Annotated in this window: 15 protein-coding genes; 8 read left to right on the top strand and 7 right to left on the bottom strand. The window is 41.8% G+C overall.

Translation table 11 applies throughout. From position 1 onward, the window contains the following. Positions 1-163: 163 nt before the first annotated feature. The 4 genes from ACHEVO_RS05530 to ACHEVO_RS05515 all read right to left on the bottom strand — a co-directional run bounded on the left by ACHEVO_RS05530 (position 164) and on the right by ACHEVO_RS05515 (position 5,157). A complete protein-coding gene (locus tag ACHEVO_RS05530; RefSeq protein ID WP_298807958.1) occupies positions 164-880 on the bottom strand; it encodes a cytochrome c1 in 717 nt (238 codons plus the stop codon). After that, a complete protein-coding gene (locus tag ACHEVO_RS05525; RefSeq protein WP_178379291.1) occupies positions 880-2,085 on the bottom strand; it encodes a cytochrome b in 1,206 nt (401 codons plus the stop codon). Before ACHEVO_RS05525 ends, ACHEVO_RS05530 begins: the two co-directional genes overlap by 1 nt. 22 nt (positions 2,086-2,107) lie before the next feature. Continuing rightward, positions 2,108-2,692, bottom strand: coding sequence for a ubiquinol-cytochrome c reductase iron-sulfur subunit (gene petA, locus ACHEVO_RS05520; RefSeq protein WP_057759305.1), 585 nt, complete (start codon positions 2,690-2,692; stop codon positions 2,108-2,110). A gap of 521 nt (positions 2,693-3,213) precedes the next feature. Further along, entirely contained in the window at positions 3,214-5,157 is a 1,944-nt protein-coding gene (locus ACHEVO_RS05515) for an ATP-binding cassette domain-containing protein (protein WP_394124229.1), read from the bottom strand. Positions 5,158-5,397: 240 nt separating this feature from the next. Here ACHEVO_RS05515 and ACHEVO_RS05510 point away from each other — a divergent pair, with 240 nt between their 5' ends. The 3 genes from ACHEVO_RS05510 (at position 5,398) to ACHEVO_RS05500 (ending at position 8,908) form a co-directional block, all read left to right on the top strand. After that, positions 5,398-5,655, top strand: coding sequence for a SlyX family protein (locus tag ACHEVO_RS05510; RefSeq protein ID WP_394124228.1), 258 nt, complete (start codon positions 5,398-5,400; stop codon positions 5,653-5,655). Positions 5,656-5,877: 222 nt separating this feature from the next. Continuing rightward, the gene (locus ACHEVO_RS05505) at positions 5,878-7,107 is read left to right on the top strand and encodes an OmpP1/FadL family transporter (protein WP_296207946.1); all 1,230 of its coding nucleotides are present in this window, start codon (positions 5,878-5,880) and stop codon (positions 7,105-7,107) included. Between the two features lie 376 nt (positions 7,108-7,483). Then, positions 7,484-8,908, top strand: a complete 1,425-nt coding sequence (locus tag ACHEVO_RS05500) for an outer membrane protein transport protein (protein ID WP_394124227.1) — start codon at positions 7,484-7,486, stop codon at positions 8,906-8,908. Positions 8,909-9,486: 578 nt separating this feature from the next. On the opposite strand, the gene putP is transcribed toward ACHEVO_RS05500, so the two are convergent. After that, complete coding sequence (gene putP / locus ACHEVO_RS05495; RefSeq protein ID WP_298807952.1) at positions 9,487-10,986, bottom strand: sodium/proline symporter PutP; 1,500 nt, start codon at positions 10,984-10,986, stop codon at positions 9,487-9,489. 458 nt (positions 10,987-11,444) lie between these two features. After that, positions 11,445-12,317: a LysR family transcriptional regulator gene (locus ACHEVO_RS05490; RefSeq protein ID WP_057759318.1), complete on the bottom strand. Its 873-nt coding sequence runs from the start codon at positions 12,315-12,317 to the stop codon at positions 11,445-11,447. Between the two features lie 374 nt (positions 12,318-12,691). Between ACHEVO_RS05490 and leuC the strand changes: the two genes are divergently transcribed. The 5 genes from leuC (at position 12,692) to ACHEVO_RS05465 (ending at position 18,410) form a co-directional block, all read left to right on the top strand. Continuing rightward, positions 12,692-14,110 carry a 3-isopropylmalate dehydratase large subunit gene (gene leuC, locus ACHEVO_RS05485; RefSeq protein WP_394124226.1) on the top strand — a complete coding sequence of 473 codons (1,419 nt, stop codon included), beginning with the start codon at positions 12,692-12,694 and terminating at the stop codon, positions 14,108-14,110. A 141-nt stretch (positions 14,111-14,251) separates the two neighbouring features. Beyond that, entirely contained in the window at positions 14,252-14,902 is a 651-nt protein-coding gene (leuD, locus tag ACHEVO_RS05480; RefSeq protein WP_394124225.1) for a 3-isopropylmalate dehydratase small subunit, read from the top strand. Between the two features lie 137 nt (positions 14,903-15,039). After that, positions 15,040-15,759: a hypothetical protein gene (locus tag ACHEVO_RS05475; RefSeq protein ID WP_394124224.1), complete on the top strand. Its 720-nt coding sequence runs from the start codon at positions 15,040-15,042 to the stop codon at positions 15,757-15,759. Between the two features lie 63 nt (positions 15,760-15,822). Beyond that, positions 15,823-16,926: a 3-isopropylmalate dehydrogenase gene (gene leuB, locus ACHEVO_RS05470; protein WP_394124223.1), complete on the top strand. Its 1,104-nt coding sequence runs from the start codon at positions 15,823-15,825 to the stop codon at positions 16,924-16,926. Between the two features lie 362 nt (positions 16,927-17,288). After that, complete coding sequence (locus tag ACHEVO_RS05465) at positions 17,289-18,410, top strand: L,D-transpeptidase family protein (protein ID WP_394124222.1); 1,122 nt, start codon at positions 17,289-17,291, stop codon at positions 18,408-18,410. A gap of 260 nt (positions 18,411-18,670) precedes the next feature. Here the strand turns inward: ACHEVO_RS05465 and infA are convergent, their stop codons facing one another. Continuing rightward, complete coding sequence (gene infA, locus ACHEVO_RS05460; protein ID WP_021814850.1) at positions 18,671-18,892, bottom strand: translation initiation factor IF-1; 222 nt, start codon at positions 18,890-18,892, stop codon at positions 18,671-18,673. Between the last annotated feature and the right edge of the window lie 2 nt (positions 18,893-18,894).

The raw sequence follows: 18,894 nt of genomic DNA, 5'->3' as shown, positions 1-18,894 counted from the left end.
CGTAAACAAACTCGCAACGTTTATCAAGGTAGTGTACGTAAACATTAGCGCTGAGCGACTTATTTTCCGGCATATCTAGTATTTATTCTCTATATCAAGGCACAAAAAAGCACTACCGAAGTAGTGCCTTTTTTATTTCTCAGAACTGTCTGCTGACTATGACTTATTTAACATCTTTCCAGAATTCTTTATTCAATAAGTAAACTGGGATGAGCAGTACTAATAAGAATAGAATTACAAAGAAACCAATTACTTGACGGTCATGACGAGCAGGTTCGCCCATCCACGCCATAAAGTTAACCAAGTCACCAACCTCAGATTCAAACTCTTCTTGGCTCAACTCTTCTTGCATATTATGCAATACGTGAGGCATCGCTGCATTGGCCAGTACTAAGTTGTTTGCACCCCAAGGACGGCTTGGATCTTCATAGAACGATAGTAGGTAAGTATATACCCAATCATCGCCACGTAGACGTGTCTCAAGTGATAGATCAGGCGGCGCTGCGCCAAACCAAGACGCTTGAATCTCAGGATCGATCTCAGCAGTAATGTGGTCACCGATTTGATCGGTGGTAACCATCAGATACTTTTCAACCAACTCAGGCGGTATCTCTAAATCTTTGGCAATGCGTGAGTGACGAACATACTTAGCTGAGTGACACCCAGCGCAGTAGTTCATAAAGATTTTTGCACCGTTTTGTAGCGAGCCCTTATTGGTAAAATCAATAGGAGCAGTACTACAAGCCAAATGCTCTTCAACACCTTCAGCGTTAGTAAATGTGCCACATCCGTGACCACCAGCCGCCATTGCCGTACCAGCAGTCAACGTCAATGCCGCGCCTAAGCCTAGACCAGCTAGGGATTTAATTAGCGTGCTCATTAGTGACCTCCGGTAACGCGTTCTGGTGGCTGTTTACACTTCTCGATGGCAGTGTAGAACGGCATCAGTAAGAAGAACAAGAAATATAGAATCGTGAATACACGAGCCATGATAGTTGCAGTTGGGGTAGCAGGCGTCGCACCCAAGTAGCCCAATACAACAAAGCTAATAGCAAATACAGTAAGCGCGATTTTAGACAAGATACCTTTATAACGCATAGAGCGTACAGGCGATCTATCAAGCCATGGAATCAAGAACAATACAGCAATTGCAGCACCCATTGCGATAACACCACCAAGCTTATCAGGAACAGCACGCAAGATAGCGTAGAAAGGCGTGTAGTACCATACTGGTGCAATATGCGCTGGTGTTTTTAGTGAGTTCGCTGTCTCAAAGTTTGGTGGCTCAAGGAAGAAACCGCCGCCTTCTGGGAAGAAGAATACCACTGCAAAGAAACAGATAAAGAATACTACGATACCAACCATGTCATGTACAGTGTAGTACGGATGGAATTCGATACCGTCTAATGGTACACCATTTTTATCTTTTAGCTTTTTGATGTCGATGCCATCAGGGTTGTTCGAACCCACATGGTGCAACGCCACAATATGCATAAATACTAGGCCCACGAGTACTAATGGAATAGCAACAACGTGTAGAGCAAAGAAACGGTTTAGGGTAATACCAGAGATGATATAGTCACCACGTACCCATTCAGCAAGGCCATCACCAATAACAGGTAGCGCTGCAGGTAAGTTCAAGATAACCTGTGCACCCCAGAATGACATGTTGCCCCAAGGTAGTAGGTAACCGAAGAAACCTTCTGCCATAAGTGCTAGGTAGATACCCATACCAATGAGCCAGATAAGCTCACGAGGTTTTTGGTATGAACCGTATAGCAAGGCTCTAAACATATGCAGGTATACAACGACGAAAAACGCAGATGCGCCAGTTGAGTGCATATAGCGAATGAGCCAACCACCTTTTACGTCACGCATAATGTATTCAACAGACGCAAATGCCCCTTCGGCACTTGGGTTGTACATCATCGTAAGCCATATACCAGTCACCAATTGGTTGACCAGTACAATCATTGATAACACGCCAAAGAAGTACCAAAAGTTAAAGTTCTTTGGTGCGTAGTACTTTGACATATGGTATTCATAGGTTTCGGTCGCTGGAAAACGCGCGTCCACCCAATGCATTAACTTTTTACCCATACTCATATTAAGCCTCCCCAACCGTCAAGATGGTACCATCCATACCATATTCTGGAACGGGTAAATTAAGTGGTGCAGGGACGCCGCTATATACGCGACCTGCTAAGTCATATTTTGACCCGTGACACGGACAGAAAAATCCGCCGTACCAATCATTACCACCTAAATCCACCGCGCCCACATCAGGACGGTAGTTTGGTGCACAGCCCAAATGTGTGCAAACGCCTTCGACAACCAATACGGTTGGATCTAAAGAGCGAGTAGGATTTTTGCAATATTCAGGTTGTAGAGACGCATCAGACTCAGGATCAGATAATAGAGGTTTGACTGACTCTAGTCCTGCAACCATGTCTTCGGTGCGCTTAACCACATAAATAGGTTTACCACGGTATTTGACGACGATCATTTGTCCATCTTCGATAGAACCAATATCTTGGGTCACTGCAGCCCCTGCAGCCTCAGCTTTAGCGCTTGGGTACCAAGAACGGACAAAAGGTGTCGCCACGGCAGCTACCCCAGCTGCACCAATCGCGGCAGTTGAGGCAATAAGAACTCTACGGCGTTGTACATTAACGCCTTCGGCTTGGCTCATTAATACTTCCTCCAGGTGAATGAAATGGGATTATCCCACACTGGGTTTGTGGCTTAGAAAATATACAATATCAAGCCACTTTAGCTGTGCCTAATTTTGCTAATTGTTGCTATTCTAAGCTATTTCGGTGATAAAATAAATTATTGCGTTAAAAATAAAGCAACCTCAATAGGACATATTAGAAGGTTGAATATGACAATCAAACCAAAACAGTTGGATTATCAACGTTTAACGCTAACTTTGCTTTAACAAGGATTATGATGTGATGACCTTATAAATAATAAGGATTTTCAGCAATAGCGAATGATACTTGAAATTAAGGTAATGTTCACTAACTTTCACCATCTAACTACTTTGTAAGTTGCTGTAAAACAAATATCACCACTCTATATAATAAAGTGGTGATGTCTTCATAATGATTAATAATGTTTTGTCAAATTATCAGGAACTTATTTATCGAAATACGCAATGCAAAATACATATGCGATATCTCAATAAACTCAGCTAGAAAATTGCTAATACTAGCCTTCTAGCTCACTCCAGCGTTCAAGCTTGTGCATCACCTCATCTTCGATGGTTAAGAGACGCTCACTAGCAGCTGTCGCCGCATCAAAGTCAGTATTGAACCAAGAGCCATCGGCCAGCTTTTCTTGCAACTGAGCTTGTTCGGCTTCGAGTGCAGCGATTTCTTTTGGCAAATTATCCAGTTCGCGTTGATCATTATAATTTAGCTTTTTGGCTGCCTTATTTGGTTTCGCTGCTGTGCCAGACTTGTTTGTCGCTTTATTGCTTGCTGCATTGTTGGCAGGTGCTTTGGCAGCACGGGATGCTTCTTCACGGTTTTTTTGTACGAGGTACTCTTGATAACCACCTACATACTCACTGACCACTCCTTTACCATCTTCATCTTCGCCAAACACCCACGTAGAGGTAACGACGTTATCCATGAATGAACGATCATGACTGATCAGCAAAATCGTACCACCAAAGCTGGCGACTGACTCTTCTAATAGCTCAAGTGTTGCCATATCCAAATCGTTGGTCGGCTCATCGAGTACCAAAATATTGGCAGGTTTCAATAACTGCTTGGCCAGTAGTACTCGATTACGCTCACCACCAGACAAGGCTTTGACAGGTGTACGTGCGCGTTCTGGTGCAAATAAGAAATCTTGCAAGTAGCTCATGATGTGCGTCTTACGGCCACCAACTTCGACAAAGTCAGAACCTTCCGAAACGTTTTGTGCAACGCTTGCTTCAAGATCTAACTGATCACGCAGCTGATCGAAGAATGCGATTTTCAGGTTAGTACCTAATTCGACGCTACCAGACTTGGTAACTTCGGCATCAGACATATCGAGTAGGGCTTTAATAAGCGTAGTCTTGCCGGCACCGTTAGGGCCGACAATACCGATTTTATCGCCACGCATAATAGTGGTCGTAAAATCATCTACTAGTACGTTGCCGTCATATTCAAGATGTAAGTTTTTAACTTTACAGACAAGCTTACCGCTCTTCTCGCCTTGACCCATTGTGATATTTACATTGCCCACTTGCTCACGGCGATCGCTACGCTCTTCACGTAAGGCTTTTAGTTCACGGACACGGCCCTCATTACGGGTGCGACGTGCTTTGATACCTTGGCGAATCCAAACTTCTTCTTGTGCCAGTTTTTTATCAAAGTTGGCATTGTTTTTTTCTTCAGCCTGCAACTGTAGCTCTTTTAGCTCTTGATAGCGTGCGTAACCACCTTCACCTTGTGTTACGTCATAGCTGGTCAATTGGCCACGATCAAGCTCAATAATGCGAGTCGATAGCTTATTTACGAATGCTCTATCATGAGTCACGAACAACAACGTCAGGCCTTGCCAATCAAGCAAAAAGCGCTCTAACCATTCGATACTTTCAACATCTAAATGGTTGGTTGGCTCATCTAGTAGTAGTACATCAGGCTTGGTAACTAGCGCACGAGCAAGTAACACGCGGCGCTTACGACCACCAGATAGAGATGATAAGTCGTCTTCTGGATTAAGGCCCATGGTCGTAATTAGACGCATGGCATCGCGTTCTAAGTCCCAACCATGTACCGCATCGATATCATGCTGTAGGGTCGCCATATGCTCACAGGCATCCATATCACCATTCGCGCACATATCGACTTGCTTATTATAGTTAATGAGCAAATCAGCCGTACGACGACTACCGCCCATAACGATGTCTAATATGCGACCACTGGTCTCGGGAACGTCTTGCTCTAGCATCGCTACACGCATGCTACTGTTGGTAATAATTTCGCCACTGTCAGGCTGCAATGAGCCATTGATCAGTTTAAACAAAGTGGATTTACCTTCGCCGTTGCGGCCAATCAAGCACACACGCTCGCCTGTATTGATAGAAAAATCAATACCATCAAGAACAGGCGCGACGCCAAAGGCTAAGTGAATGTCTTTTAAATGAATCAGTGCCATAGAGTATCTTAAGCTTATATAATAGTGAGGTAGGGGTTGTTGCAAAATTGCCTGCAGTATAACATGCCACCGCGTCACTGTAGTGCGAGTAAATAGTTTTATCAGTACTATTTATTGCTTTTACTAACTGCTCCTATTCCATGACTATGTTCGTAGATTTATCGCTAATCTACGGCACTCTTCAAACTCCTTAGTGATCCATCCTTTCACTTTAATACTTACTATAATTTAGAGAAAAATATGAACCAACCTAAAATTACAGATGATACTTCTGATATTCAAAATGATTTGCAAACCCAAGTAGTCGATTTGCAAATGAGCCTCGCGCATCTTGAAGTAACTGTCGAACGACTGGATGACGTTATTACGCGACAAGATAGAGATATTCATACGCTGCAACGTCAACTACAGCTAATCTATAAACAGATTGAAGGTCAAGATACAGAAAGTGGTATTGCACCATTCGATGTAATGGCAGACAGACCGCCACATTATTAATAAGTAGAATTTGGAAAGAAAGCATCTAATAGCGGAAAATATATACGTATTTTTATATATAGATACTGTCTGATGACTATGTGGTCATAACATAGAAATAATGTGTTTTTGTAGTTGTTTTAGTGTTAAAAAGTCTTTACTATCTTCCACCTCGGATGCTGATTACCTATTAATTAATACTTGGTAAAACAGTAAAACAATGCGGATGTTTGGAGATATAAAATGCGCCACACCTTTCATTTAAAAACTCTTGCAGTAGCTGTTGCTACTCTTTCTGTTGCTAGCGTCGCTAGTGCTGCTGGCCTTGATCGCTCAGGCCAAGATATCACCGCATTCCTACAAGACGGCACTTATGCAGAAGCTGTCTACACTTATATCGATGCTGATGTTACTGGTAAAGATACCTCAGGCAATAAAATCGATGACATCGCAGAATCTTATGATTTTTTCCGTTACGGTGTAAAAGCAGATATCAATGAAACTTATAGTGTTGGTATCTTATATGATGAGCCTTTCGGTGCTGCCGCTGATTATGTTGGTGAAAGTAACTTTGTAGATCAAAATCCTGCTTCACCTAGAAATGGCGAAGGCACTAATGTAGAAGTACGCACTGAAAGCATCACAGGTATATTGGGAGCAAAACTTGGTGAGAATAAAAACTTCCAAGTATATGGTGGTCCAGTTGCTCAGCGTGTTCAAGCTGATGTAAAGCTACGTGGTACAGCTTATAGTGCTGCCAATGGCTATACTACGCACATTAGTGCTGACCAAGATTATGGCTGGTTGGCTGGTGTGGCTTATAGTAAGCCTGAAATTGCATTAAAAGCGGCATTAACATACCGTTCAGAAATTGAGCACAGTGCTAATTCATCTGAGAGTTATCCTTTCGTTGATAGTGGCTTGATACCAGCTCCTGTTGTATCAGCATTAGGTCTTTCATCAAATAGAAGTAGTAGTATCGAGATTACAACTCCTGAGTCTATCAACTTTGATTTCCAAACAGGTATTAATCCAACGACATTAGTAACTGCAAAAGTGCGTTGGGTACCATGGAGTGATTTCGCGATCGTACCGTCGCTATATAATGACGTTAGTAAACTATCGACAGGAGATGATGACGGTTTAGCATTAGTCAGCTATGATGATGACCAGTGGCAAGTAGAATTAGGTCTTGCTAAACGCCTAGCACCAGCACTAGCAGTAAGTGGAACTGTTGGTTGGGATAGCGGTGCTGGCAACCCTGTTACTTCACTTGGACCTACTGAAGGTTATTATAGTGCAGGATTAGGTGCCAAATATAACGTTACTGAAAACTGGGCAGTATCAGCGGGTGGTAAATACTTATGGCTTGGCGATGCTGAAGGCCAGATACCGACTAAAGCGATCGTTAGTGATTTTGAGAGTAATGACGGTTTTGTACTTGGTGTAAAAGTTTCTTACCAAGCTCAGTAATTCATAGCTTAGTTATATAGCAAATATTTTAAACGTTATTGATAAAAAAGCGATCCTTTGAGGGTCGCTTTTTTTGTGGGCAGTATTATAGTCATAGTGAACCCGTTTTATTCTGAGGAAAAACTCTCCTGTGAACAAATACTTTTTTAGAAAATTCACATTTAAAAGTAGAAGTAAACGACATTGTTTAATTTATATCTTATTTGTACTGTTCAGTCATAATCGAGAAATAAAGCACTTTAATTGTTGTTTTAGTGTCAAAAAGGCATTAGTATTCAACTTAGGACACGACTTTGACACTCTCAATGTTAAGCGCAGCAATGCTATATATTGATTATCAAAGTAGTAATACAACAAGGACCGTTGGAGATACACAATGCGCACTACCTTTCACTTGAAAACCCTTGCAGTAGCAATCGCTACTCTCTCTGTCGCTAGCATGACTAATGCTGCTGGTCTTGATCGTTCAGGCCAAGATGTCACTGCTTTCTTTCAAGATGGTACCTATGCAGAAGCCGTCTATACTTATATTGATGCTGATGTAAGTGGTTATGATAGTGCTAACAATAACCCTTCTCAAAATGATTATGTACGTGGTGATAAGACAGGTGATATTGCTGAGTCTTACGATTTCTTCCGCTATGGCGTAAAAGCAGACATTAACGATACCTTTAGTGTTGGTATCTTATATGATGAGCCTTTCGGTGCAGCTGCTGAATATACTCAAAGTAACTTCGTCTCACAAGGAGATGTCGACGCTTCTATTGCTTCTATTACTAATGGCGCAGCGCCAAGTCTTGCAGCGGCACAGGCTGGAATTGGTGCTCTGGCTGCAGGAGAAACAGCGGGTGTTTTAACTCCAGCACAGCAGGCTCAGTTAGATGGATTGCGTGGAGCAGTAGCGGTAGCACAAGCTGAAGCAAGTACCGCGGGCGAAAATACTAATGTAGAAGTTCGTAGCCAAAGCCTCACAGGGATTTTGGGTATGAAGTTTGGTGCCAACAAAAACTTCCAAATTTATGGTGGTCCAGTTGCACAGCGTACTCAGTCTGAAACCAAATTACGCGGTTTAGCTTATGGTCCTGCTAGCGGTTACACTTCAAACAGTAATCCTGATATGGACTATGGTTATATAGCAGGTATTGCTTATAGTAAGCCGGAAATTGCATTAAAAGCTGCTTTAACTTACCGTTCTGAAATCGATCATGATATACAAATATCTGAGTCATATCCGTTAGTAGCTATTAGAGCTACAGCAGCAGGAGCTACTCCAGAACAAGCGGTTGCTGCAGCAAATAGAAACAGCAAATACGAAATTACTACTCCTAAATCAGTCAACTTTGATTTCCAAACAGGTATTAATCCTACGACACTAGCAACAGCAAAAGTACGCTGGGTACCATGGAGTGATTTTGTTATTACACCACCACTTTATAACGACACTAGTAAAATCAGTTATGGCCCTGATGGACTGAACTTGGTAGAATATAAAGATGACCAGTGGCAAGTAGAACTAGGCTTAGCGAAACGTTTAGCGCCAGCATTGGCAGTAAGTGGTACCGTTGGTTGGGATAGTGGTGCTGGTAACCCTGTAACTTCGTTAGGCCCGGTCGAAGGCTACTATAGTGTTGGTCTTGGTGCCAAATATAACGTCACGGAAAACTGGGCAGTATCTGTAGGTGGTAAATACCTGTGGTTCGGTGATGCCCAAGGTCAATTACCAACAGGCAAAATCGTCGCCGATTTTGAAGACAATGATGGTTATATCGCTGGTGTGAAGCTTTCTTATCAAGGGAAATAATCTTTCTATATAACTGCTAAACAATAAAAAAGCGGCCTACAATAGGTCGCTTTTTTTATGGGTTTTCTATTAAGTATTTGATTGTTAGTGCTCAAATATAGGTACAACAGCAAAGATAATCTTTATAGTACTAATTCATATAGCAGGGCTACATTTTATTTGCCTAGTTTAGCTTAGTGTCCATATACAGCAAATACCCTTGCATTTAAGAACCTATACGCACTCGTACCTTACCGAATGAGCTTTTAATAACGTAGCATACTTGAGGTACACAAGGAAAAGATCTAAATAGGTAATCAAATGTGATATTAAGAAAAGAAGAATTGTTGATAAAGGCTTACTTCGCAAAAGTGAGTAGCAGTTGGACTGCCAAATAGGCTAGGATAATCTAGCGTAGTATATCCATCACAGAGCTATCAGATGCTACTATCTTTGTCCGTACAACTGTCTCATTGGTCATAATTTTTCTTGTTCTGTTACTGTAGTGGGTTAAATATACTAAGTCGTTACTCATAAAAAAACCTCGCCAATAGTGACGAGGTTTTTTTATAACAATAATCTTAAGATTTTACTTAAACTTATTTGTTTAAGTTTAGCTCCATCTCTTTGTACTTAGCAGAAACTGAAGGTCTTGGACCACCAGTCATGATACTAACGGCGAAGATAGCGATAGTACTTAAGATAAAGCCTGGAACGATAGCGTATAACCAGCTATTTAGTGCCATACCATCTACTTGGAAAGGACCATAAATCCATAGGATAACAGTCAACGCACCAACGACCATACCAGCAACAGCACCATTACGGTTCATACCACGCCATGTCAGACTGAAAATAACCAATGGACCAAACGCAGCACCAAATCCTGCCCATGCGTTAGAAACTAGGTTCAATACTGAGCTGTCTGGATTAGAAGCAAGCATGATAGATACTAGCGCAACCACTACGACAGAAACACGACCAACCAATACCTGACGAGCTTCTGGTGCGTCTTTATCAAAGAATAGTTTGTATACATCTTTGGTTAGAGAGCTTGACACAACCAATAGCTGCGATGAGATAGTACTCATAATTGCCGCTAAAATAGCTGCTAATAGGAAACCTGAAACCAATGGATGGAACAAGAACTGAGTAAATACTAAGAAGATAGTCTCAGGGTCATCCAACGTCATAGCAGTTTTTTGTACATAAGCACGACCAGCAAAACCAGTCATCAGTGAACCAATAAGACTCACAACCATCCAGCTCATACCGATATTACGTGCAGTCGGTACATCTCTCACTGAACGAATCGCCATAAAACGTACAATAATATGCGGTTGGCCAAAGTAACCTAAGCCCCATGCCATTAACGAAATAATACCGATGACACTCATACCGCTAGTAACGTCTAAAAGGGTAGGGTCGATATTTCTAACCGCTTCTGTAGTGGCTGAAATACCACCAAGATCAGTAAAGGCAACGACAGGTACGATTACCATGGCAAACAGCATGATGACGCCCTGTACGAAATCGGTCATAGATACCGCTAAGAAACCACCGAATAACGTATAAGCCACAACCACACCAGCAGTAACCCATAGGCCAGTACTATACGATAGGTTAAGTGAGCTTTCGAAGAGTTTACCACCACCTACAAGACTTGCAGCGGTATAGACGGTAAAGAATAGAATGATGACCACTGCTGAGATGACGCGTAGCATGTGCGACTTGTCTTCAAAGCGGTTGGCGAAATAATCAGGTAGGGTGATAGCGTTGTCAGCCACTTCGGTATAAACACGAAGGCGAGGTGCTACGATGAGATAGTTTAGTAATGCACCTAATGTCAAACCAAGCGCGATCCAAATACTAACCACACCATCGGCAAACATATAACCAGGTAAGCCAAGTAGTAACCAACCTGACATATCTGACGCACCTGCAGAAAGTGCGGTTACTGCTGGGCCTAAGTTACGACCCCCTAACATATAGCCTTCAGTATCATTGGCTTGCTTAAAATAAGCGTAAACGCCAATCCCAATCATCACTAAGAAATAGGCGCCGAGTGATATCAGCACGCCACTAGAAACTCCGTTCATATAAATTGTCCTTAACCAACATAATTGGCTGTAATTATTTTTTAACTATAAAAGTTCTGTCCTACAAGGCGATGTCCAAAACAATATTTAAAGACAAAAAAAGCCATTAATTGAGACATAATGGCTTTTTTCAGTATCTTCTGTAGTTATATATGATTGATGTCGTTCTATGGCTAGCACTCATATAGAGATAGAGAACAATGGGAATTTCGCATTCCACTTATCTATTGTTATTGCTCGCATCTGCTATTTATATATGAGTATTAGCAACCTACACAATCAATCAAAACCATTAAACCTACTGTTAACCATCATATCTTACTAGAAGTATTCAATATATGACTATCAGTGTCCTTGTGGTAAATTTTTGTTATACAAACAACGTTAAGCGTATTATAACGCATGATAGATTCAAATGCGAATAGGTAGAATTTATATATTGTTATAGTTAGCGAGTCTTATTCAATAGGAGCCAGTAAATCTAAGAGCGCGGTGACACTGCTAGACTGTGTAAGCTTTGGATTAATGACCACACCTAGATAACGCTGCAGCTCAATATTGTCTGCCATATCAATACGTTCCAAATCTTGGCTGACCATCGTTTGAGGCAGTACTGACCAGCCAAGACCGACAGACACTAGCATACGAATAGACTCAAGCGGGTTGGTGCTCATCGTGGCATAAGGCTTTAAGTTGTGCTTGGCAAATTCGGCCAAAGTAATCTGACTAGTAAAGGTATTGGCAGACGGTAGAATAGCAGGGTATCGGGCCAGCTGCTCTAAAGTGACATTTGATTTGGTTGCCAACGCTGATAGCGTACCAGTCATAAAGTAAAGAGGGTCTGACCATAGCGTATGATAGGTTAGCCGCTTGTCATAGACAGGTGGAAGCGTAACAAAGGCTAAAGACAAATCACCATCTAGTACTGCTTTGTGTGCTTTTTCAGAATCTACGAAGTGTACTTCTAACTGAACAGCTGGATAAGCTTGAATGAAGTGTTTCAGGACAGGTGCTAAATGATGTAGGCCAATATGATGGCTAGTACCAATGACTAACTTGCCAGAGACGATATGCTGAGAATGCTGTAAGTTGATTTTAAAATTTTCATAGTCTTCTAGCCAACGCTTGGCATGAGGTAGCATTTCACTAGCCGCTTGAGTAGGTACAATTCCGCGTCCTACCGTATCAAACAAGGTAATGTTAAACTCGTCTTCTAAGTTTTTGATACGTTTACTGACAGCAGGCTGCGTGATAAACAGCTTTTCTGCGGCGCCTGAGATACTGCCAGTGTGCATAACGGTAACGAATGTCGTCAAGTTTGTGGTGTTCAAACGAATGTCCTTAGCTACTTTATGAGCTATAAATAAAAGTTGGCTGACCCAATCACAACGTATTAGAAATAAAAGTTTGCGTCTGGTTAAAAATCATCAATTATTATTATAGGATTTGCCTGCTATAATCACAAGACATCGAGGCATATTGTGACATATTTATTCTAAAAAATTGGCTATTTGCCATTTAAAACGTATTTTAAGCGTTAATTTTAGTCATATTTAGAGTCTCATGAAGAAATAATATTTAAATTTTAGATACGACAGTAATTATTAAACACTATGGATAGACATAGCATTTACATAGAATCTTAGCTTGGCAATGTTCAAGTAAGTAAAAATTAAGTAATTAATAACCTATAAAGGATAGCAATATGGTTGGTCAAACGTTATATGACAAACTTTGGAACGCTCACGAAGTCACTAAGCGCGACGATGGTTCGAGCCTGATTTATATCGACCGCCACCTGTTGCACGAAGTGACGAGTCCACAAGCATTTGAAGGGTTGGAATTGGCAAATAGAGCGCCATGGCGTCTATCGGCTAACATTGCTAGTCCAGATCACAATGTGCCAACCGTCACTAAAGAGCGCCTAGAAGGGGTACCTGGTATTAAAGACAAGGTATCACGTTTGCAGGTTGTCACGTTGGACGATAATTGCACCAAGTTTGATATTGCTGAATTTACTATCAATGATGCGCGTCAAGGAATTTTGCACGTGGTCGGTCCAGAGCAAGGTTTGGTCTTGCCAGGTATGACGGTTGTTTGTGGCGACTCGCATACAGCGACCCACGGAGCACTTGGTTGTTTGGCTCATGGTATTGGAACTTCTGAAGTTGAGCATGTACTGGCAACGCAGTGTTTGATTCAAAAGAAATCAAAAAATATGCAAATCCGCGTCACTGGTCAACTTGGCACTGGCGTTACTTCAAAAGATGTGGTGTTAGCTATTATTGCAAAGATCGGCACAGCAGGTGGAACAGGACACGCGATTGAATTTGCAGGTCAAGTGTTCGAAGACATGAGTATGGAAGGTCGTATGACCGTCTGTAACATGGCGATCGAAGCAGGCGCGCGTGTCGGTATGGTTGCGGTAGATGACACGACGATTGACTATGTTAAAGGTCGTCCATATGCGCCAAGCGAAGCACAATGGGAACAAGCGGAAGCCTACTGGCGTACACTATATTCAGACGATGACGCGGTATTTGATACTGTAGTGGAAATCGACGGTAGTCAGATCGCACCGCAAGTATCTTGGGGTACATCGCCTGAGATGGTGGTAGATATCACGCAATCTGTACCGACACCAGATCAAGCCATTGATGACGCTCAAGAAGAAGGCTGGTTACGCGCTTATACTTATATGGGGCTAGAAGCTGGTCAGAAAATTACGGATATTCAACTTGACCGTATATTTATCGGTTCATGTACCAATTCACGAATCGAAGATTTACGTGATGCGGCAGCGGTAATCAAAGGTCGTAAAGTTGCTGATAATGTAAAAGAAGCAATCGTTGTTGCAGGTTCTGGACAGGTGAAGTTGCAAGCAGAGGCTGAAGGCTTGGATACATTATTTACTGAAGCTGGTTTTGAATGGCGTGAGCCGGGCTGCTCAATGTGTCTGGCAATGAATGCAGACAAACTTGAGCCGCAAGAGCACTGTGCCTCAACGTCTAATCGTAATTTTGAAGGTCGTCAGGGTAATGGTGGTCGTACGCATTTGGTAAGCCCAGCAATGGCAGCTGCCGCCGCGTTGGCAGGTCATTTTGTGGATGTTCGTACGTTTTAAGACTGATAATAAGTAACTGACATCATGCTTGTATGAACGATAAATATATGGGCATGGTGTCAAAGATGGTAAAAATTATTTACTGTTTAATACGCTTATCAAGATCATCAGCCAGCAAAAATATAATTGATAGGAAATTTTATGCAAGCTTATAACACCCAAACAGGTATCGTTTGCCCGTTAGATCGCGCAAATGTCGATACTGACCAAATTATCGCAAAACAGTTTTTAAAGTCTATTAAACGTACAGGTTTTGGCGTGAATCTATTTGACGATTGGCGCTATCTTGACGAAGGCTATCCTGGTCAAGACAACAGTACACGAGTCATCAATCCAGACTTTGTATTGAATAAACCACGTTATCAAGGTGCTACTATCTTGCTAGCACGTAGAAACTTTGGTTGTGGCTCTAGTCGTGAGCATGCACCTTGGGCGTTATCAGAGTATGGTTTCCGTACGGTAATTGCGCCTAGCTTTGCAGATATTTTCTACAATAACTGTTTCAAAAATGGCATGTTGCCGGTTGTATTGGATGAATCGATTGTCGATACGTTAATGAAGGCGACTTTTGATAACGAAGGCTATGAATTGACCGCTGATCTTGAGCGTCAAGTCGTTATTACACCAACTGGTGAAGAGTATGCTTTTGAAGTAGATGCCTTTCGTAAACATTGCTTGTTAAACGGACTGGATGATATTGGTCTAACCTTGCAACAAAGTGATGCTATCAAAGATTATGAACAACAAATGATGCAAAAAACACCGTGGATATTTAACGACGTAAGAGCGTAGAGGGTTATTCTATAATCTACTGCTCATAAAACTGCGAGTAGTCGCAACGCAGCGTTGAGTTATGGCGGTGAACTGTCTAAAATGAAGGATAGTTTTTCACTACATTTTATTATCTCTCTTGAATAGTAGCCGCCATTATGAATACAAAACGTTATGCTCTATGGACAAGTACAATTGTTGCTGCAAGCTTATTATTGTCAGGCTGTCAGCTATTGACGGGCTATCAAAAAATAAATGAGGCAGAGAGTGCTGAAGCATGGGTGGGTAAAATCAAACCTATCGTTGGTGAAGTAAATATTGCATGTGTGGGTACATATCATTGCGAAATTGTGCAGATAGATAAAACGCTCATTATTGCGCCCAACAGTCACGAGCCAATCAATCCTCAGATTATGACAGCCTTACCACGTCAAGAAGGTATGGCAAAAACATCGATGAATATGGATATGACACCACTCGTCAATAAAAATGCCATAAAAGTTGTGCCGTTAGCACCTTCGAGTATGCCAGGATTGACCAACTATTATGCACGGGTCATGCCTGCCAAACACGAGGTACATGTGAATTTTTATCCAGAGAATAACATGGGCTATGTTGAGCGTTTTGCGATGATTCATGATTTCACTGAAGCAGGTACCTATCAGTTACGTGCTTATCAAAAGAAGAGCAGCGAAAAATCAGGCAGTCTATTGGACACAGCATCACCTGAGCCTTTATGTATTGAGCTATCGCAAGGTACTCAAGTACAGCGCCGATTCTGTAAGCAACTAGACGCTGAGCATCAAGGCGAGTTTGTAGAGACGGGTATGGCCAAAGCAGTGACATCAGCACCTAAAGTCAAAAAAATGGCAGTATAAAATATGAGTATAAAAAGCTCGAAAATATAATCAACCAATAAAAATATTTCCAAAAGGATCAGTATGGCAACGATTTTAACATTAGCGGGTGATGGTATTGGCCCTGAAATTATGACCCAAGCCATTGACGTCCTCAAAGCTGTCAATGATAAGTTTTCACTTGATTTAACGCTTGAGTCTGGATTGATTGGCGGTATAGCTATTGATGCAACTGGTGAGCCTTTGCCAGATGAGACATTGGCTCGTGCTCGCGCCGCAGATGCCGTATTGCTAGGTGCAGTTGGTGGTCCTAAATGGGATGCAATCGAGCGTAGTAAACGCCCTGAACGTGGTCTATTGAAAATCCGTGGTGAGCTTGGTTTATTTGCCAACCTACGCGTAGCCAAGCTCTATCCACAGTTGGCTAATGCCTCAAGTATCAAACCTGAAATTATCTCAGGTTTAGATCTATTGATCGTTCGTGAGCTAACAGGCGGTATCTATTTTGGTGAGCCTCGTGGTATCCGCACATTAGAAAACGGTGAGCAGCAGGGCTATAACACGATGGTGTATAGCACAAGTGAGATTCAGCGCATTGGTAAAGTTGCCTTTGAATTGGCAAAAACGCGTGCGCAAGCAGCAGGCACAGCAGCTAAGGTATGTTCAGTTGATAAAGCTAATGTGTTAGAAGTCACCGAGCTGTGGAAACAGACGATGATCGAGATGCAGCAAGCTGACTATAGCGATGTGGCGCTATCACATATGTATGCTGACAATGCTTGCATGCAGTTGATTAAAGATCCTAAGCAGTTCGATGTCATGGTGACGGGAAACATGTTTGGCGATATCCTATCTGATGAAGCTGCGATGTTAACAGGATCAATCGGGATGTTGCCATCAGCGAGCTTAGATGAGTCAGGTAAGGGCATGTATGAGCCGTGTCATGGTTCAGCACCTGATATCGCAGGACAAGATAAAGCCAATCCATTAGCGACTATCTTATCTGTTGCTATGATGCTGCGTTATACCTTCAAGCAAGAAGAAGCGGCACAAGCAATTGAGCAGGCAGTCAGTGATGTGCTTGATGATGGTTTACGTACGCTTGATATTTTAGATAGCAGTGAAGCTGGACTTAAGCAGGTAGGCTGTAAAGAAATGGGTCAAGCGGTCTTGGCCAAACTGATTTAAACTAACTTGCGCTTAAAGGCTATTCCTATATAGCATTCCACAGTCTTATTTTGCGTGTTATATACCCATAAGCTATCAAGTGGCTTATGGGTTTTTATTGTTTATCTGTTAGCAAAGCTTATCTACAAGCACCTTATTAACAGAGACGCTGTACAACGAAGCTCCTTTTAACACAAAGCTGTTATATGCTCACAAGGTAATATGACAATATTAGTAGCTTATAAAGGAGCTAAAATATTTCGCTGTTAGCAAAAGTAAAATATCCAAAATCTAGATGCCAAAGGTAAGTTCTAAAAATCCAAAAAACTGTAGTATTTGCAAACTTAAAACAAAAATAAAATTTTTTAAATGAGGAGTGTTACATGTATCAACTAACAAGAATCAGTAAAGCATTAACAGTGGTTAGTCTCTCTAGCTTACTATTCATGGGGCAAAGTATTGCAGCAGAACCAACGAACAGTGTGAGCGTAAGTAATAGCGTCAAGTCTCCGGCAGAAGTCAGTCCGGTGACTAATGGCGTAAGTCAAAAGTTAACAGGAGATAGTAAAGCCGCGACTTCATTGAATAAGCTACTGCCTACTATTAAATACACAACTGAGAACCTATCTGACAATGCAAAGAAAGTAAATAGTGTCACTTGGACGGCAGATGCAGAGATCGATCGTAATATAGGAACAAAGCTGCAGGCTCTATTAAACTGGCATCACAACGGAGTAGGGCCTGTTGATGGGTACTGGGGCAAAAATACTCGCAAGGCCATGCAAGCATTTCAAAAAGCAAATGGTTTAGATATAACCGACACGCTAAATGCTGAGACGTGGCAAGCGCTGACCAAAAATGAGAAGCTCACAACTCAACCAGTGCTAGTTAGTTATCAGCTCACTGAAGCAGATGTGAATGTCAAAACCACAACCATACCTGCTGATTCTGTTGCCAAATCTAAGCTTGAGGGGATGTACTACGAAAGTCTTACTGAGGCGTTGGCAGAGAAGTTTCATATCAGTGAGAAGTATTTAAAATCGCTTAATCCTGATGCCAGTTTTACTGCTGGTGAAATTATCACGGTATATAACCCTGGTAATCCTAATACCAAGCCTGTGCATCGCGTTGTCGCTGATAAAGCCACTGAAACACTCTACGCATATGATGAGAACAACAATTTGATTGCTAGCTATCCGACGACAGTGGGCAGTACCGCAACACCATCACCAACAGGTACGCATACTGTCAAGGTAAAGGTGCACGAGCCCAACTATACTTACACGGCCAATGACGGTAGCAAGTCTATCATTCCACCAGGTCCTAACAATCCAGTTGGTTCGGTATGGATTGGACTTAGTAAACCAACTTATGGCATTCATGGGTCACCCGATCCTGCGCGTATCAGTCGTCAGGCATCAGCAGGCTGTGTGCGTTTGACCAACTGGGATGCGCTTAGTTTGCTCGGAGTAATAAAAAACGGCGCAACTGTCGAATTTAGTTAAATAAGATAGTACTAAGTCATAAAAAACGGACAAAAAAATACCGCTAAAATCTAGCGGTATTTTTTGTGGTAAGCAGAAACAGTCAATACTAAATAACTAAAATATTGATAGGCAATAATGAGCAGATTAGCATTTTCATTATTATTATCAGTTTCACTACCCAAGCGTCATATCAGCTATCAGCGATAACGTAGCTATTCGGCTATTGGCTGTATCTTACCAATGCTAATACTTTCATAACCCTATTGGTCAGTCAGTATTTAGTTTTTACCACGGTAGGTGATACGGCCTTTAGATAGGTCATAAGGCGTCATTTCAACTTTAACCTTATCACCCGTCAAGATACGAATATAATGCTTACGCATCTTACCAGAGATATGCGCAATGATTTCGTGCCCGTTTTCTAAACGAACTTTGAACAAAGTATTAGGAAGGGTATCAATGACTTCGCCTTCAAATTCAATAATATCGTCTTTTGCCATAA

Origin of the sequence: Psychrobacter nivimaris (assembly GCF_043419765.1) — a bacterium.
In the GTDB taxonomy this organism is placed as follows: Bacteria; Pseudomonadota; Gammaproteobacteria; order Pseudomonadales; family Moraxellaceae; genus Psychrobacter.
The sequence above is the reverse complement of the archived record's forward strand: the minus strand, read 5'-3'. Positions and strand labels throughout refer to the sequence as shown.

Coding starts and splice junctions, on each gene's coding strand:
- ACHEVO_RS05530 (WP_298807958.1), bottom strand. CDS start 880: ATGAGCACGCTAATTAAATCCCTAGCTGGTCTAGGCTTAGGCGCGGCA.
- ACHEVO_RS05515 (WP_394124229.1), bottom strand. CDS start 5,157: ATGGCACTGATTCATTTAAAAGACATTCACTTAGCCTTTGGCGTCGCG.
- leuD (WP_394124225.1), top strand. CDS start 14,252: ATGCAAGCTTATAACACCCAAACAGGTATCGTTTGCCCGTTAGATCGC.
- leuB (WP_394124223.1), top strand. CDS start 15,823: ATGGCAACGATTTTAACATTAGCGGGTGATGGTATTGGCCCTGAAATT.
- ACHEVO_RS05465 (WP_394124222.1), top strand. CDS start 17,289: ATGTATCAACTAACAAGAATCAGTAAAGCATTAACAGTGGTTAGTCTC.
- ACHEVO_RS05510 (WP_394124228.1), top strand. CDS start 5,398: ATGAACCAACCTAAAATTACAGATGATACTTCTGATATTCAAAATGAT.
- ACHEVO_RS05505 (WP_296207946.1), top strand. CDS start 5,878: ATGCGCCACACCTTTCATTTAAAAACTCTTGCAGTAGCTGTTGCTACT.
- ACHEVO_RS05525 (WP_178379291.1), bottom strand. CDS start 2,085: ATGCATTGGGTGGACGCGCGTTTTCCAGCGACCGAAACCTATGAATAC.
- putP (WP_298807952.1), bottom strand. CDS start 10,986: ATGAACGGAGTTTCTAGTGGCGTGCTGATATCACTCGGCGCCTATTTC.
- ACHEVO_RS05475 (WP_394124224.1), top strand. CDS start 15,040: ATGAATACAAAACGTTATGCTCTATGGACAAGTACAATTGTTGCTGCA.
- leuC (WP_394124226.1), top strand. CDS start 12,692: ATGGTTGGTCAAACGTTATATGACAAACTTTGGAACGCTCACGAAGTC.
- infA (WP_021814850.1), bottom strand. CDS start 18,892: ATGGCAAAAGACGATATTATTGAATTTGAAGGCGAAGTCATTGATACC.
- ACHEVO_RS05500 (WP_394124227.1), top strand. CDS start 7,484: ATGCGCACTACCTTTCACTTGAAAACCCTTGCAGTAGCAATCGCTACT.
- petA (WP_057759305.1), bottom strand. CDS start 2,692: ATGAGCCAAGCCGAAGGCGTTAATGTACAACGCCGTAGAGTTCTTATT.